The organism is Heyndrickxia sporothermodurans (genome assembly GCF_003055045.1).
In the GTDB taxonomy this organism is placed as follows: Bacteria; Bacillota; Bacilli; order Bacillales; family Bacillaceae_C; genus Heyndrickxia; species Heyndrickxia sporothermodurans.
Genome location: NZ_NAZB01000008.1, coordinates 159,738 through 176,616 on the forward strand (window position 1 = coordinate 159,738; position 16,879 = coordinate 176,616).

Genomic DNA, 16,879 nt, shown 5'->3' on the forward strand with positions numbered 1-16,879 from the left:
TTTGACTTCTAACTGATAGGGGGTTCTTCATTAATGAATAATGAAGGAAATGTACAAATACACGCAGCAGTGGATGTGGCGGCTATAGAAAAAGATTTACGGTATATAGCAGCGATCATCAAACAAAAGGGAAGAGAATTACTTAGTGAATATACAATTACACCTCCCCAATTCGTCGCTCTGCAATGGTTATTTGAAGACGGAGATATGACCATTGGTGAGTTGTCTAATAAAATGTATTTGGCTTTTAGCACGACGACCGATTTAATTGACCGTATGGAAAAAAACGAACTGGTTGTTCGAGTAAAAGACCCACACGATCGCAGAGTGGTACGAATTCACCTATTGGCGAAGGGCGAAAAGATGATTGAAGAAGTCATCCAAAAACGACAAGGATATTTGCAAGACATATTAGTAAATTTTTCAGTTGATGAGGTTATTCATTTAAAGAAAAGCCTTATTAAATTACATCAAGAAATGAAAGCAGAATGAGGCGAGATTGTTGAACCAACCAATAGGTATTATTGATTCAGGTGTTGGAGGACTAACGGTTGTAAAAGAAGTGCTGAAACAATTGCCGAATGAAAGCATTATATACGTCGGTGATACTGCCCGTTGTCCATATGGTCCAAGACCTGTTGATGAAGTAAAGGCATATACATGGCAAATGACAAGATTTTTATTAAAAAGAAATATAAAAATGTTAGTCATTGCATGTAACACTGCGACTGCTGTTGTTTTGGATGAAATTCGTACAGAGTTGAAAATACCTGTATTAGGTGTTATTTATCCGGGGGCAAGAGCAGCATTAAAAAATACAAAAGGATTTAATATCGGTGTGTTAGGGACGATTGGTACAATTAAAAGCGGTGCGTATGAAAAAGCGTTAAAATCTATAAATAGGAAGGTAAGTATTACATCACTTGCCTGTCCGAAATTTGTGCCCCTTGTTGAGAGTGGAGAGTACAAAAGCTCCATTGCAAAAAAAATTGTTGCTGAATCATTAGCTCCAATCCAAAAAAGCGGCATTGATACATTGATTCTAGGCTGCACACATTATCCTTTATTAGAAGGTTTAATAAAAAATGTAATGGGTAGTGAAGTGAAAGTCATTAGTTCCGGAGATGAAACAGCGCGTGAAATAAGTACAATCTTATATTTTCGGCATTTAATGAATACAGAGAATGCATGTCCAAAACATCAATTTTTTACTACAGGTTCCAGCAGTATGTTTTCTCAAATTGCTACTGCCTGGTTAGAACAAGAGATTGCGAATGTGGAAACCATTTATTTAGGAGACGAATAACTCCTGAATAAATGGTTTTTTTATGCAAAGAAAAAACGGTCTATTTTTTAATGAAGGCTCGTATAGATAGTAGTACAAACTGTCTTAGGAGGGTACAAAAATGTCTAAAAAAACAAAGGTGACAGTAGCAGTAACTATGCTTGCATCAAGTATGTATTTGTCAGGTTGTGGTTTATTTGGAGGTGACAAAACGGAAAAAATTGATCCACCGAAAACGGTAAGCTCATTAAAGAAAGGGGAATCATTAACAGGGGATAAAGATAAACAAACAAACGCAGTAGATGAAAAGAATACGATCATGACTGAATTGTATTTAATTGATAAAAATGGCTATGTCGTTTCACAAGCATTACCACTGCCAAATGAAAAAGGTATAGCGACAAAAGCATTAGAATACCTAGTCGTTGATGGACCAGGTCAAAATATTATTCCGAATGGATTTAGAGCCGTACTGCCTGCAGATACGAAAATAAGCGTGGATGTGAAAAAAGATGGGACAGCAGCGGTTGATTTTTCAAAGGAATTTAATGGTTATGATAAAAAAGACGAAGAGAAAATTATGCAATCAATCACATGGACATTAACACAATTTGATTCAATCGAACGAGTGACGTTAAGTGTAAATGGGCACCCATTAAAAGAAATGCCTGTTAATAAAACACCGATTAACCAAGAAGGATTAACAAGGGCAAATGGAATAAATACAGATCTTACCGGTGTAATTGATATTACAAATACTCATTCATTAACAGTCTATTACTTAGATGAAAATGATGGCAAGTCATACTATGTTCCTGTGACGAAACGAATAAGCAATACGGAAACAAATGATGTAAAGGCTGTAGTAAATGAGTTAGTAAAGGGACCAAATCCGAACTCTTCACTTGTCAGTGCCTTTCAATCAGAAGTGGCCTTATTAGATGAACCAGTTGTTAAGGATGGGAAAGTAACATTGAATTTTAACGAAAATATTCTAGGTAGTTTTGAAGAAAACAAGATTTCGGAAAATGTTTTAAAACCTCTCGTCTATTCTTTAACGGAGCAAAAAGGTATTAAGAGTGTTGCTATTGAAGTAAACGGGAGCACGAAATTGTTAAATGAAGAAGGAAAACCACTATCAGAACCAGTGACTCGACCAGAAAAGGTAAACACAGGTAGTTTTTAATATGAAAAATTTGTTATACTATAAATAATAAAATTAAGAGGTAGGCTCGCATATCGTGAGCCACCTCTTCTTTCTTGGTTTAAAAAAGGAGGTCTACTGGTGAGAGTTGACGGTAGAGAAGCGTTACAATTAAGACCGATACATATAGAAACAAACTACTTAAAGCATCCAGAAGGATCTGTCCTCATTACTGTAGGAGATACGAAGGTAATATGTACAGCTAGTATTGAAGATAGAGTGCCTCCGTTTATGCGAGGCAGTGGGAAAGGTTGGATAACAGCAGAGTATTCTATGCTTCCGCGTGCAACAGAGCAACGCAATATACGTGAATCCTCTAAAGGGAAAGTGACTGGAAGAACGATGGAAATCCAGCGATTAATCGGACGTGCCTTACGCGCGGTTGTACAATTAGATCAGATTGGAGAAAGAACTGTGTGGATAGACTGTGATGTCATCCAAGCGGATGGAGGAACTAGAACAGCTTCTATTACAGGTGCATTCGTTGCAATGGCTCAAGCGCTCTCAAAATTATATAAAAATAAAGGAATGAAAAATTTCCCAATTACAGATTATTTAGCTGCAACTAGTGTTGGTATCATCAAAGATGCAGGTACAGTGCTCGATTTAAACTATGCCGAAGATAGCCAAGCATTAGTAGATATGAATGTTGTTATGACTGGTGAGGGGAAATTTGTTGAATTACAAGGAACGGGGGAAGAAGCAACGTTTTCTTCAGAAGAGCTGCAACAATTAATTGAAGCTGCAAAGCATGGACTGAATGAGTTGTTTAGTATCCAAAAACAAGCACTAGGTGAAATTTCAGCGAAAATAGAAAATAATCGTGATGAGGAATAGAAAAATGGAAAAACAAGTGATTATTGCAACCAAAAATAAAGGCAAGGCAAAAGAATTTGAAAAAATGTTTTCAACCTTTAATATTAAAGTAAAGACTTTATTGGATTTTCCCGATGCAATTGACGTGGAAGAGACAGGCAGTACGTTTGAGGAAAATGCAATCTTAAAAGCAGAAACGATATCACAACAATATAATATAATGACGATTGCAGATGATAGCGGTTTGGTCATTGATGCCTTAGATGGCAGACCTGGTATTTACTCTGCAAGATATGCAGGAGAAGATAAAAATGATGAGGCAAATATTGATAAGGTTTTAGAAGAAATGATCGATATACCGAATGATGATCGAAGTGCCAAATTTTACTGTGCGTTGGCCATCGCTATTCCCGGTGAAGAAACGATTACTGTTTCCGGGACGTGTGAAGGTGAAATACTTCGCGAACGTAAAGGGGATAATGGTTTTGGGTATGATCCGATTTTTTTTATTAAAGATAAAGGACTTACAATGGCAGAATTATCATCAGAGGAAAAAAACCGAATTAGTCATCGAGCGAAAGCAGTAAACAAGCTTCCTGCAATTTTGCAAAATTTATTTGATTTAGGTGATCAAAAATGAAATTATTAATTGTTAGTGATAGCCATGGTTTACGCGAGGAATTAAAACAATTAAAAGAAAAATATGAAAATAAGGTCGATGCGATGATTCATTGCGGTGATTCGGAACTAATGGCAAATGACGAAGAAATAAGCGGCTATTTAGTCGTTCGAGGTAATTGTGATTATGACCGCCAATTTCCCCTTGATATAAAAGAAAATATTGATGGGAATAAAATATTTATTACGCATGGTCATCATTATAATGTGAAAATGACGCTTTTGAATCTTTCGTATAAAGCAAAAGAAGTAGGTGCGGATTTTGTCTTTTTTGGCCATTCACATATGCTCGGTGCAGAGATGATTAATGGGACTTTATATTTAAATCCCGGTAGCTTACTAATGCCTCGAGGTCGTAAAGAAAAAACATATGCAATCGTTGAAAAAAATGATCATTCAATCACAACGAAATTCTTTTCCGATCTTCATGAAGAATTGGTCGACCTTCGGCAAACATTTACATTATAGGTATTTTAAATTGCAGTCTGAAAGTCAGACTGCAATTTAAAATGAAAAAACGAAAAAACTGTTGACAGAACACAACAACCCATATATAATTAAAAATGTCCTCGATGAACGCAATGATTTTTTACAGTCGAGAATACATAATTATCTGTCCCAGTAGCTCAGCTGGATAGAGCAACAGCCTTCTAAGCTGTGGGTCGGGGGTTCGAATCCCTCCTGGGACGTCATATGAAAACAAAAAAACTTACATTCGTGTAAGTTTTTTTGTTTTTTCACTAGTTTATGAACGATCACTAGGGTTTTTGTTTTGTAAATAAAAACATGCTAAACTTAAACTTGTCATTACTTGATGTTGGCTAAGAAACACATCGGAAAAGGCGGACTTATAATGGAAAAAAACAAAAATGAGAAAAGTGATCAAAAAATTGTACTTTTTCCAGGGTTAAAGGATCGTCTCTTGGAAATGGGGATAGCTCATTTAGATAATCATCAATTTACTGAAGCAGTAGATTTTTTAGGTCAAGCGAATGAAATAGATCCCGAAAATCCCGAAATTGGAACAGCCTATTTAATTGCATTGTATGAAAGTGGCAATTATGAAAAGGCGAAAGAAGTATGTCATTATTTATTGCATCAAGGTATAGGAAACTATTTTGAAATTATTGATGTTTACTTAATGATTTTGATACAACTTAGCAATCATGAGGAAATCATACATACAATTAGTACTTTGCTAGATGAAAATGAAGTTCCTTTAGAAAAAATTGAGCATTATAAAAAACTGTTGCAATTTAGTCAAAATCGATCCGAGTCGAATAACCTACAGTTTAATCAACAAGCGAATATTCCGGAGAATCCATTTTTTTTATCAGATAATATAAAAGAAAACATATACAAAGTTGCACAACTTTCTAACCAAAATATTCATCCATACATAGATGAATTAACACAATACGTGAGGAAAAAGTCAGCTCATCCTTTTTTAAAAACTATGATATTGAATGTCTTAAAAGAGCATGGTGTAGAAAAAGAAATTCAAGTAGAAAAATTTAATAATGAGGGAACGTTTATACCAGTACAGTTACCGCAAATTTTTGAAACACCCTTTTATATCGTATTACTGGAAAAATTAAAAGTCGGGTTAGAAAACAATAATCCGACATTATATCAACAAATGAAAGACATCGTGGATCGACATTTTTTCTTACTCTATCCCTTTGAACTTGTGCCGGAAGATCCTATATTATGGTGTTTAACCTATCGATGTTTTGGACAAGAATTATACGGTGAAACACTGGATTTAGAAAAAATAGCTGAAGAGAATCAAGTAAATGCTGCAAGTCTAGTAAAAGCAATTACCTTTCTAAAAAAACTTGAAGAAATTTCTTTACCGATTATATAGCTCCTTCTTGAAACAGAAAAAACGTATGTTATAATGAAAGGGTTGTAATGTGTTTTCATTTATATTAGTAATGGCAATCATTAAAAGTGTTATCTATTACATCTGTTCATTACACTATCAAAATATAGATCGTTGGAGGGAAAGGTATGTCAGCAAAATGGGAAAAGCTTGAAGGAAACCAAGGAGTACTGACAGTAGAAGTTGATGCTGAAACTGTAAAAACAGCTTTGGACGGTGCCTTCAAAAAAGTTGTAAAACAAGTTAATGTTCCGGGATTCCGTAAAGGGAAAATGCCTCGTGGAATGTTCGAACAACGTTTTGGTGTAGAATCTTTATACCAAGATGCGTTAGATATTCTTCTTCCGGATGCATATTCACAAGCGATTGAAGAAACTGGAATTGAACCAGTAGATCGCCCTGAAATCGATATCGAGCAAATGGAAAAAGGAAAAGAACTTATTTTCAAAGCGACAATCACTGTTAAGCCTGAGGTTAAACTTGGCGAGTATAAAGGATTGGAAGTTGAAAAATTTGATACAGAAGTAACAGATGAAGATGTTGAAAATGAACTAAAAACATTACAAGAACGTCATGCTGAATTAGTCCTTAAAGAAGAAGGACCGGCTGAAAATGGTGACACTGTAGTCATCGACTTTGAAGGTTTTGTTAATGGCGAAGCATTCGAAGGCGGTAAAGCAGATAACTACTCACTAGTTCTTGGATCTAATAGCTTCATTCCTGGTTTTGAAGAACAATTAGTTGGAGCAAAAGCAGGCGAAGAAAAAGATGTGGAAGTAACATTCCCGGAAGAATACCATGCTGCTGAATTAGCAGGTCAACCAGCTACGTTTAAAGTAACTGTACATGAAATTAAAACAAAAGAACTACCTGAATTAGATGATGAGTTTGCAAAAGATGTTGATAGTGAAGTAGAAACACTTGCAGAACTTAAAGAAAAAACAAAAGCTAACTTAAAACATTCTAAAGAGCATGAAGCAGAACATGCGATTCAAGATGCTGTTGTAGAAAAAGCTTCTGAAAATGCTGAAGTTGATATTCCTGAAGCGATGATCAATACCGAAGTGGATCGCATGATGCAGGAATTCGAACAACGTTTACAAATGCAAGGTATGAACCTTGAGTTGTACTTCCAATTCTCAGGTCAAGACGAACAAGCACTTCGTGATCAAATGAAGGAAGATGCTGCGAAACGGGTTCGAATGAATCTTACTTTAGAAGCTATCGCTGAAACTGAAAAAATTGAAGTATCAGACGAAGAAGCTGAAGAAGAAATTAATAAAATGACTACTATGTACAATATGTCTGCGGACGATATTAAACAAGCACTTGGCGGATTAGACACTGTAAAAAGAGACGTAAAAATTCGCAAAGCAGTTGAATTTCTTGTACAAAACAGCAAGACTGTAGAATAATATAAAATAATGGATATTAATATAAAACAAGGCACGACATATTCGTGTCTTGTTTTATAAAATACATAAATTTTTTACGACCAAGTAAAAAAATATATACATACGAAGAATATAAAACTTATTTTCGGGAAAGTCTTGATTAAGTAGGAAAATAAACAATTAATGGCGAAATAAAATAAGTAAGCTTTAAAATTTCCTGTCCAACAAAGAAATATGTTACAATCCAATACATAACTATTTTTAAAGTGTTCCAACAAAGCCAGTTTCTTGAAAAGTATTAAGTAAATGGTTTTATCTTTCGATGAAGTGTAACAATTAATAAACGGATTGGTACTTTACAAAAGATAGTACACATTTAATTAATCTTTTTTGAAATATCGGTCAATTATTCGAAAGTTTTTAATAAGGGGTGAATCTCATTGTTTAAATTCAACGATGAAAAGCAACAATTAAAATGTTCGTTTTGTGGTAAAACACAAGATCAGGTTCGAAAATTAGTAGCAGGACCAGGTGTATATATATGTGATGAATGTATTGAACTTTGTACAGAAATTGTAGAAGAAGAGCTCGGTACAGAAGAAGAGGTTGAATTTAAGGATATTCCAAAACCATTGGAAATAAGGGAAATTTTAAAAGAATATGTAATTGGACAGGATCAAGCCAAAAAGTCATTAGCAGTAGCGGTTTATAACCACTATAAACGCATCAATTCCAACAGTAAAATTGATGATGTTGAACTTGCGAAAAGTAATATTTGTTTAATTGGACCTACAGGAAGCGGAAAAACATTACTTGCACAAACATTAGCACGAATTTTAAATGTACCATTTGCAATTGCTGATGCAACGTCATTAACAGAAGCAGGGTATGTAGGTGAAGATGTTGAAAACATCCTTTTAAAATTAATACAAGCTGCAGATTATGATGTAGAGAAAGCTGAAAAGGGAATCATCTATATTGATGAGATTGATAAAGTAGCCCGTAAATCTGAAAATCCATCAATTACTAGAGATGTTTCTGGAGAAGGTGTCCAACAGGCACTATTAAAAATTCTAGAGGGTACAGTTGCCAGTGTTCCTCCACAAGGTGGACGAAAGCACCCGCATCAAGAATTTATTCAAATTGATACAACAAATATTTTATTTATTTGTGGTGGCGCATTTGATGGCGTTGAACAAATTATTAAACGTCGCCTCGGGCAAAAAGTAATTGGTTTTAGCGGAGAGAATAAAGGCGCCGATATTGATGATAAAAAACTACTATCAAAAATATTGCCAGAAGATTTACTTAAATTTGGTTTAATTCCGGAGTTTATTGGCCGCCTTCCGGTTATTGCAAGTCTTGAACCACTAGATGAGGAAGCACTCATAGAAATTTTAACGAAACCAAAAAATGCTCTTGTTAAACAATATCGAAAAATGCTTGAGCTTGATGAGGTAGAATTAGAATTTGAAGAAGATGCCTTAAAAGAAATTGCCAAACGTGCGATTGAAAGAAAAACAGGTGCCCGCGGCTTACGATCAATTATTGAAAGTATCATGTTAGACGTAATGTTTGAATTACCGTCAAGAGATGATATTAAAAAATGCATTGTTACGAAAGAAGCTGTTGTTAACAACGAGCCTCCTAGATTGGTATTAGAAGATGGAACGATCGTCGAGGGAGACGAGCAATCAAAAACTGCTTGACCATAAAGCCTGGTAGACATGCATTGTCTGCTAGGCTTTTAAAATTTTCAATATCTAGCAAGGTTCCAGCCTTCCGCAAAAAAATGGTTTATTCCCTTTAACTCCAGGAGATACTAAATTTATAATGAATCAAGCATCTTGGAGGGAATTCGATGAGTTGGACTGGGATAGCATTATTAATTCAATTATTTTTCGGAGTGATTATCGGTTTATATTTTTGGAATCTGCTTAAAGGACAGAAAACACAAAAAGTATCGATAGATCGAGAATCACGCAAAGAAATGGAACAATTAAGGAAAATGCGTTCCATTAAATTAACAGAACCCCTAGCAGAACGTGTACGTCCATCGAACTTTCAAGATATTGTTGGGCAAGAAGATGGTATTAAGTCATTGAAAGCGGCCCTTTGTGGACCTAATCCACAACATGTTATTGTTTATGGACCTCCGGGAGTAGGGAAGACTGCTGCAGCAAGATTAGTATTAGAAGAGGCAAAAAAGAATAGTAAATCGCCTTTTAAACAAAGCTCTGTCTTCATTGAGCTTGATGCGACGACGGCGAGATTTGACGAACGTGGGATTGCTGATCCACTTATTGGTTCTGTACATGACCCAATTTATCAAGGGGCGGGAGCAATGGGCCAAGCAGGTATTCCACAACCAAAACAAGGTGCTGTTACAAATGCACATGGTGGTGTTCTGTTTATTGATGAGATTGGTGAACTTCATCCAATACAAATGAACAAGCTATTAAAAGTGTTGGAGGATCGTAAAGTATTTTTAGATAGCGCCTATTATAGTGCTGAAAATTCTCAAATTCCATCGCATATTCATGATATTTTTCAAAACGGATTACCCGCGGATTTTCGCTTAATTGGGGCGACAACTAGAACACCTAATGAAATTCCACCTGCCATTCGATCAAGATGTATGGAAGTATTTTTCCGTGATCTTGAACAAGAGGAAATTGCTAAAGTTGCCAAAAAGGCTGCTGAAAAAGTAAATTTATCTCTTTCAGAATCAGGCATGCATATTTTAGCTTCATATGCGAGAAATGGACGTGAAGCAGTAAATATGGTTCAAATTGCTGCAGGACTTGCGATTCAAGAAGATAGAACTTTTATTAGTGATGCAGATATTGAATGGATTATTCAATCAAGTCAACTAACACCGAGACTTGAAAAGAAAATTGGTGAGAAAGCTACTGTAGGGTTGGTAAATGGTCTGGCCGTGACAGGTCCCAATAGTGGAATATTGTTAGAAATTGAAGTAACCGTTATTCCCGCTAAAGAAAAAGGGTCTATCAATATTACAGGAATTGTTGAAGAGGAAAGTATTGGAGGGCAGGGGAAATCGATTCGCAGAAAAAGCATGGCAAAAGGATCTATTGAAAATGTAATAACTGTATTAAGAACAATGGGTGTCCCGGCTGATCAATATGATATACATGTGAATTTTCCGGGTGGAATCCCTATAGATGGACCATCTGCAGGGATTGCCATGGCAACAGGGATATACTCAGCAATCTACAAAATTCCTGTTGACCATTCCGTCGCTATGACAGGGGAAATAAGCATTCATGGAAATGTAAAGCCTGTCGGTGGCGTGTTTGCTAAAGTGAAGGCGGCTAAGCAAGCTGGTGTGAAAACGGTCATAATACCGGCTGAAAATATGCAATCAATATTAAATGATATAGATGGAATAACGATTATACCAATTCATCAATTTGAAAAGGCAATTGAAATCGCATTAATGAACCATTTCGAAGGGGAATCACCTTTTGCCCCTCCAATAGAAGAAATGGATAAGAAAAGTGTATAAAATTTTGAATCTGAATCGATTTGGTTCATACCAAATCGATTTCTTAAATACGTTTGATAGTATAAAATGTGATTAACGTATTCTACAAAATGGACACGATTATTTAAATACGTTAGAATTGAAAAAAGATTCAACGTGTCATTTTTTGGAGGTGCACGATATTGACAAAGAAAATAGAAAACACCGTTCCTCTGTTACCACTCAGGGGATTGCTTGTGTACCCTACGATGGTCTTACATCTTGATGTAGGACGTGAACATTCTGTTCAAGCATTAGAACAAGCGATGATGAACGACCACCTCATCTTTTTAACAACACAAAAGGATGAAAGTATAAATGAACCAAATGAAGATGACCTTTTCCGTATGGGAACTCTTACCCGGGTAAAACAAATGCTTAAATTGCCGAACGGAACGATCCGAGTATTAGTTGAAGGGTTACATCGGGCAGAAATAGAAAACTTTTATGATAAAGAAACCTACTATGCAGTTTCTTTAAAGTCGTATGAAGACAATGAACAAACTGATGTAGAAACCGAAGCATTAATGAGAACCATGCTTGAATATTTCGAACAATACATAAAACTTTCTAAGAAAATTTCTGCGGAAAACTTTGAAACGGTGGCAGATATTGAAGAACCTGGAAGAATGGCCGACATAATTGCTTCGCATTTACCATTGAAATTACCACATAAACAAGAAGTCTTAGAGACAGTTGACATTAAACAACGTTTAAATAAAGTAATTGAAATCATTCATAATGAAAAAGAAGTTCTTAATTTAGAAAAGAAAATCGGTCAACGTGTGAAAAAATCAATGGAACGAACACAAAAGGAATACTATTTACGTGAACAAATGAGGGCGATTCAGAAAGAACTAGGCGATAAAGAAGGGAAAACAGGGGAAGTAGCTGAGTTCTCTGAAAAGATAGAAAACGCTGGAATGCCGGAACATGTAAAGAATACAGCGTTAAAAGAATTAGATCGATATGAAAAGGTGCCAACTACTTCTGCGGAAAGTTCGGTCATACGCAACTATTTAGATTGGCTTATCTCTCTTCCATGGACAAATGCAACAGAAGATGATTTAGATATTATAAAAGCAGAAAAAATTTTAAATCGAGAACATTATGGATTGGAAAAGGTCAAGGAACGAGTACTTGAATATTTAGCAGTGCAAAAATTGACTCAAGCTTTACGAGGACCAATTCTTTGTCTAGCTGGACCTCCTGGAGTCGGAAAAACAAGCTTAGCTCGATCAATCGCTGAATCGCTGGGGAGAAAGTTTGTAAGAATTTCACTAGGTGGTGTTCGGGATGAGTCCGAAATACGTGGGCACCGCAGGACATATGTCGGTGCAATGCCTGGTAGAATTATTCAAGGAATGAAAAAAGCTGGGACGATCAATCCCGTATTTTTACTCGATGAAATCGATAAAATGTCTAATGATTTTCGAGGCGATCCTTCTGCAGCTATGTTAGAAGTGTTAGATCCGGAGCAAAATAATAATTTTAGTGATCATTATATTGAAGAAACCTATGATCTTTCCAAAGTCATGTTTATAACAACGGCAAACGATCTTTCATCCATTCCTGGACCTTTACGGGATCGAATGGAGATTATTTCTATACCGGGCTATACCGAACTGGAAAAAATTCATATAGCGAAAGATCATTTACTGCAAAAAGAAATGCAAGAACATGGTCTATCAAAAGGACAATTACAAGTAAGAGATGAGGCATTCCAAGCCATCGTCCGATATTACACACGCGAAGCCGGAGTTAGAAGCTTAGAACGAGAAATTGCCTCGATTTGCAGAAAAACAGCAAAAATAATCGTTTCTTCTGAAAGAAAACGTCTAATTGTTACGGAAAAAAATCTAGAAGAATTTCTCGGTAAGAAACGATTCCGTTACGGTCTAGCAGAAGTAGAAGATCAAATTGGTGTCGCTACTGGATTAGCTTATACAACAGTTGGCGGCGATACATTACAAATTGAAGTTTCCCTGTCTCCGGGTAAAGGCAAGCTTGTTTTAACAGGAAAATTAGGGGACGTAATGAAGGAGTCTGCTCAAACAGCGTTTAGTTTTGTACGTTCTAAAGCTACAGAATTAAAATTAGAAGAAAATTTTCACGAAAAATATGATATACACATTCACGTTCCCGAAGGTGCTGTTCCTAAAGATGGACCTTCTGCAGGTATTACGATTGCCACTGCCTTAACTTCAGCGTTAACCGGTATCCCTATTCGGAAAGAAGTTGGTATGACAGGCGAAATTACACTAAGAGGCAGGGTGCTGCCAATCGGTGGTTTAAAAGAAAAAACATTAAGTGCTCATAGAGCAGGGTTAACAACAATTATTTTACCTAAAGACAATGAAAAGGATATTGATGACATTCCCGAAAGTGTGAGAAATGATCTGAAGTTAATACCTGTTTCACAAATGGACGAAGTCTTAAAGGTAGCATTAAGCAGGTGAAATCGAAATGAAAGTAAATAATGCAGAACTAGTAATAAGTGCAGTAAGGCAAGAGCAATACCCTGATGAACGGTTACCGGAATTTGCTTTAGCAGGACGTTCAAACGTAGGGAAATCTTCCTTTATTAATAAAATGATTAATCGTAAAGCATTAGCAAGAACCTCTTCAAAACCAGGAAAAACGCAAACGTTAAATTTTTATAAAATTGAAGAGTCATTATTCTTTGTCGATGTTCCTGGATATGGTTTTGCGAAAGTATCAAAATCTGAGCGTGAAGCGTGGGGAAAGATGATTGAAACGTATATTACAACAAGAGAACAGCTTTGCGCTGTTCTCCAAATTGTTGATTTACGTCATCCCCCTACGAAAGATGATATACTAATGTATGATTTTCTAAAACATTATCAAATTCCTTGTGTCATCATCGCAACGAAAGCAGATAAAATTCCTAAAGGAAAATGGCAAAAGCATTTAAAAATTACAAAGGAAACACTTAATTTTGATCCTCAAGACGATATTGTCGTATTCTCATCGGAAACAGGTGAAGGAAAAGACAAAGTATGGGGAATATTAAAAAAGTGGATGTGAATATTAAGACCCATTATGAATTTGTTCATTAATGGGTCTTTTTTTATTTTCGTTTTATAAACAATAAATATAAACCAATTGCAATCAATAGAAAAGGCCAAAAATTTATTATTGAAGCAGCTTTATTTTCCAATAATCCCATCCATTTTAATACCTCATCATAGAATAAGAGAACAATAGAAATGAATAAAAAGAGGATTCCGTGAAATAAGCCATTTCCTGTTTTTTGATAGCGTAATAGAAAACCTAATGAAATGATTAAAATAAAAACACCGATATGATCCGGCCAAATGGCAAGTTTACCTGCAATATGGAAATGAAGACCAAAACCAACGAGAATTACACCAGGTAAAATGGATTCAGCATCTTTTCCTCCGTAGCCCTGCCCTAAAAATGCGATTCCTACAATAATTAATAAAGTAGGCCATGTTAAATATTCTTTCAACATTGTGACATGATTGTTCTGTGTAAGAAAAAAATACAAACCAAAACCAAGTAAAATGATTCCCGGAAAAATTTTTTGATTTTTCATAAACAACCTACTTTCAAACTGTAAACTTGATTCCCAGTTCTTTTTTTGTTACTGTACTAATGGACTGTGAATTTAATATCTAATTTATAATTAATATAACATAAGTTTCATTATCTTTTCACATTTATTAAGAGTAGATGAAATTGGACATGATATAATAAGAATAGGGAAAGAAATTCGTGATTGAATTCTTTTTTATAAACTTTGGGGGTGCCATCTTAAAATGTACATCATAGCTGTTGGTTTAAATTATAAAACAGCCCCTGTTGAGATACGTGAAAGGCTGTCTTTTAATGAAGCGGATTTATCTGATGCTATGGCAGCGTTAAAAAATAAAAAAAGCATTTTAGAAAATGTAATTGTTTCTACATGTAATCGCACAGAGGTATATGCAGTTGTTGATCAATTGCATACGGGACGTTACTATATTAAAGATTTTCTATCAGAGTGGTTTCAAATTGATAAAGAGGAGTTTACATCTTACTTGTCAATTTACGAGCAGGACGGAGCAATTGAACACTTATTTAAGGTTGTTTGTGGATTGAATTCCATGGTCCTTGGAGAAACGCAAATTTTAGGACAGGTGAAGCATAGTTTCTTTATTGGCCAAGAAGTTGGTTCAACCGGAACAATCTTCAACCAGTTATTTAAACAAGCAATTACAACTGCGAAAAAGGCTCACTCAGAAACGGAAATCGGATCTAATGCTGTTTCAGTCAGTTATGCAGCAGTAGAACTGGCAAAAAAAGTGTTAGGGAACTTGAAAAATAAACATGTCCTCGTTGTGGGCGCCGGAAAAATGGGAAAACTAGCAATTGAAAACTTATATGGATCTGGAGCAACAAAAGTCTCTGTAATCAATCGTACATTTGAAAAAGCTCAAGATTTGGCGAAAGAATTTAACGGCCAAGCGAAAACTTTACAAGAACTTCAATGTGCGATCGTTGAAGCGGATATTTTAATTAGTTCTACAGGTGCGAAAGACTATGTTGTTACGAAAGAAATGATGGTTAATGTCGAGGCAATGAGAAAGAAACGACCATTATTTATGGTTGATATTGCGGTTCCGCGTGACTTAGATCCTAAAATCGCTGAGTTGGAAAGCGTCTTTCTATATGATATTGATGACTTAGAAGGCATTGTTGAAGCCAATTTGGCAGAACGTAAAAAAGCTGCCGAAAAAATTATGATTAATATTGAAATGGAAATAGTTCAATTCAATGAATGGCTAAATATGTTAGGTGTTATTCCTGTCATTACAGCGTTACGTGAAAAAGCGTTGTCGATTCAGGAAGAAACGATGAAAAGCATCGAACGGAAAATGCCGAATCTTACAGACCGGGAACGAAAGATTTTAAGTAAACATACAAAAAGTATCGTCAATCAATTATTAAAGGATCCGATTTCACAGGTGAAAGAAATTGCGGCACAGCCGAATGCTGCTGAACAAATTGACTTATTTAAGAAAATTTTTAATGTAGAAACTGAGATAGAACAGAAATTAAAACCAAACAAAAAAACTTCTGTTCAATTGAATGTTCAGCCTATATAAATATAGAAATCATTTTTAATCGTAAGAAATGGTGGGAAAGTTTATTTGTTCCCACCCTAATCCTTACCTTTTTAGAGAGGTTGAATGTTCATATGTTCGATATTGTCATGTCTAGGCTGCATGAGGTAATGATTGTCTTATACGCTATCAGTATTCTATTATATTTTATCGATTTCTTACATCAAAATAAGAAAGCAAATCAATTCGCTTTTTGGTTACTTGCAATTGTTTGGGTTCTTCAAACAATTTTTTTGTTTATGTATGTCTTTCAAACAGGCAGATTTCCAGTTCTTACATTATTTGAAGGTCTTTATTTTTATGCATGGGTATTAATTACACTATCACTCGCCATTAATAAAATATTGAGAGTCGATTTCACCGTTTTTTTTACAAATATCATTGGCTTTATTTTTATGGCGATTCATACGTTCGCTCCAGTGCAAATATCGGATGTGGCGATGTCGGAAAGATTAATATCTGAGTTGCTATTTATACATATTACGATGGCAATCTTATCCTATGCGGCCTTTTCACTATCATTCGTTTTTTCATTAATGTATTTATTGCAATATACATTACTTAAGAAAAAAAGGTGGGGCCATCGTCTCTGGAGGTTGAATGATTTATCTAAACTTGAAAAGATGTCTTATGTATTAAATGCGATTGGTGTACCTATGCTGTTGTTAAGTTTAATCTTAGGGTTGCAATGGGCATTTATTAAACTACCTACCTTTCATTGGTATGATTCGAAAATAATCAGTTCATTTATCCTTTTAATTGTTTATAGTCTAATTCTTTACCTTCGAAACAAGAAAAGTATGTTCGGAAAATCATTAGCATTATGGAATATTGGTGCATTTCTAGTTGTTTTAATTAATTTCTTTTTATTTAGTCGTCTATCGGCATTTCATTTTTGGTATTCGTAGGAGGGTAAATTT

Annotated in this window: 15 protein-coding genes and 1 tRNA gene; 15 read left to right on the forward strand and 1 reads right to left on the reverse strand. The window is 35.3% G+C overall.

The features are described 5' to 3' along the window. Nucleotides 1–33 precede the first annotated feature (33 nt). The 13 genes from B5V89_RS02545 (at nt 34) to yihA (ending at nt 13,857) form a co-directional block, all read left to right on the forward strand. Entirely contained in the window at nt 34–492 is a 459-nt protein-coding gene (locus tag B5V89_RS02545; protein WP_108070346.1) for a MarR family winged helix-turn-helix transcriptional regulator, read from the forward strand. Between the two features lie 10 nt (nt 493–502). Next, the gene (gene racE / locus B5V89_RS02550) at nt 503–1,306 is read left to right on the forward strand and encodes a glutamate racemase (protein WP_108070348.1); all 804 of its coding nucleotides are present in this window, start codon (nt 503–505) and stop codon (nt 1,304–1,306) included. Between the two features lie 100 nt (nt 1,307–1,406). Beyond that, complete coding sequence (locus tag B5V89_RS02555) at nt 1,407–2,471, forward strand: GerMN domain-containing protein (RefSeq protein WP_066227122.1); 1,065 nt, start codon at nt 1,407–1,409, stop codon at nt 2,469–2,471. A 99-nt stretch (nt 2,472–2,570) separates the two neighbouring features. After that, nucleotides 2,571–3,326 (forward strand): ribonuclease PH, encoded by a 756-nt coding sequence (gene rph / locus B5V89_RS02560; protein ID WP_108070350.1) that lies wholly within the window; start codon nt 2,571–2,573, stop codon nt 3,324–3,326. A 4-nt stretch (nt 3,327–3,330) separates the two neighbouring features. After that, nucleotides 3,331–3,945: an XTP/dITP diphosphatase gene (locus tag B5V89_RS02565; RefSeq protein WP_108070352.1), complete on the forward strand. Its 615-nt coding sequence runs from the start codon at nt 3,331–3,333 to the stop codon at nt 3,943–3,945. Next, nucleotides 3,942–4,451, forward strand: coding sequence for a metallophosphoesterase (locus B5V89_RS02570; RefSeq protein ID WP_108070354.1), 510 nt, complete (start codon nt 3,942–3,944; stop codon nt 4,449–4,451). Before B5V89_RS02565 ends, B5V89_RS02570 begins: the two co-directional genes overlap by 4 nt. Before the next feature lie 147 nt (nt 4,452–4,598). After that, nucleotides 4,599–4,672 (forward strand) — tRNA-Arg (locus B5V89_RS02575). A gap of 164 nt (nt 4,673–4,836) precedes the next feature. Continuing rightward, complete coding sequence (locus tag B5V89_RS02580) at nt 4,837–5,850, forward strand: tetratricopeptide repeat protein (RefSeq protein ID WP_181294593.1); 1,014 nt, start codon at nt 4,837–4,839, stop codon at nt 5,848–5,850. A 146-nt stretch (nt 5,851–5,996) separates the two neighbouring features. Then, nucleotides 5,997–7,283: a trigger factor gene (gene tig / locus B5V89_RS02585; RefSeq protein ID WP_108070358.1), complete on the forward strand. Its 1,287-nt coding sequence runs from the start codon at nt 5,997–5,999 to the stop codon at nt 7,281–7,283. A gap of 419 nt (nt 7,284–7,702) precedes the next feature. Next, nucleotides 7,703–8,971, forward strand: coding sequence for an ATP-dependent protease ATP-binding subunit ClpX (gene clpX, locus B5V89_RS02590; protein WP_066227138.1), 1,269 nt, complete (start codon nt 7,703–7,705; stop codon nt 8,969–8,971). A 152-nt stretch (nt 8,972–9,123) separates the two neighbouring features. After that, a complete protein-coding gene (lonB, locus tag B5V89_RS02595) occupies nt 9,124–10,791 on the forward strand; it encodes an ATP-dependent protease LonB (RefSeq protein WP_108070360.1) in 1,668 nt (555 codons plus the stop codon). 161 nt (nt 10,792–10,952) lie between these two features. Then, a complete protein-coding gene (lon, locus tag B5V89_RS02600; protein ID WP_108070362.1) occupies nt 10,953–13,268 on the forward strand; it encodes an endopeptidase La in 2,316 nt (771 codons plus the stop codon). Nucleotides 13,269–13,275: 7 nt separating this feature from the next. Beyond that, the gene (gene yihA, locus B5V89_RS02605; RefSeq protein ID WP_066227148.1) at nt 13,276–13,857 is read left to right on the forward strand and encodes a ribosome biogenesis GTP-binding protein YihA/YsxC; all 582 of its coding nucleotides are present in this window, start codon (nt 13,276–13,278) and stop codon (nt 13,855–13,857) included. Between the two features lie 43 nt (nt 13,858–13,900). On the opposite strand, the gene B5V89_RS02610 is transcribed toward yihA, so the two are convergent. After that, nucleotides 13,901–14,389, reverse strand: a complete 489-nt coding sequence (locus tag B5V89_RS02610; RefSeq protein ID WP_066227151.1) for a LiaI-LiaF-like domain-containing protein — start codon at nt 14,387–14,389, stop codon at nt 13,901–13,903. Nucleotides 14,390–14,612: 223 nt separating this feature from the next. Between B5V89_RS02610 and hemA the strand changes: the two genes are divergently transcribed. Beyond that, nucleotides 14,613–15,941 (forward strand): glutamyl-tRNA reductase, encoded by a 1,329-nt coding sequence (gene hemA / locus B5V89_RS02615; RefSeq protein ID WP_108070364.1) that lies wholly within the window; start codon nt 14,613–14,615, stop codon nt 15,939–15,941. A 92-nt stretch (nt 15,942–16,033) separates the two neighbouring features. Then, nucleotides 16,034–16,867, forward strand: coding sequence for a cytochrome c biogenesis protein (locus B5V89_RS02620; RefSeq protein WP_108070366.1), 834 nt, complete (start codon nt 16,034–16,036; stop codon nt 16,865–16,867). Nucleotides 16,868–16,879 lie beyond the last annotated feature (12 nt).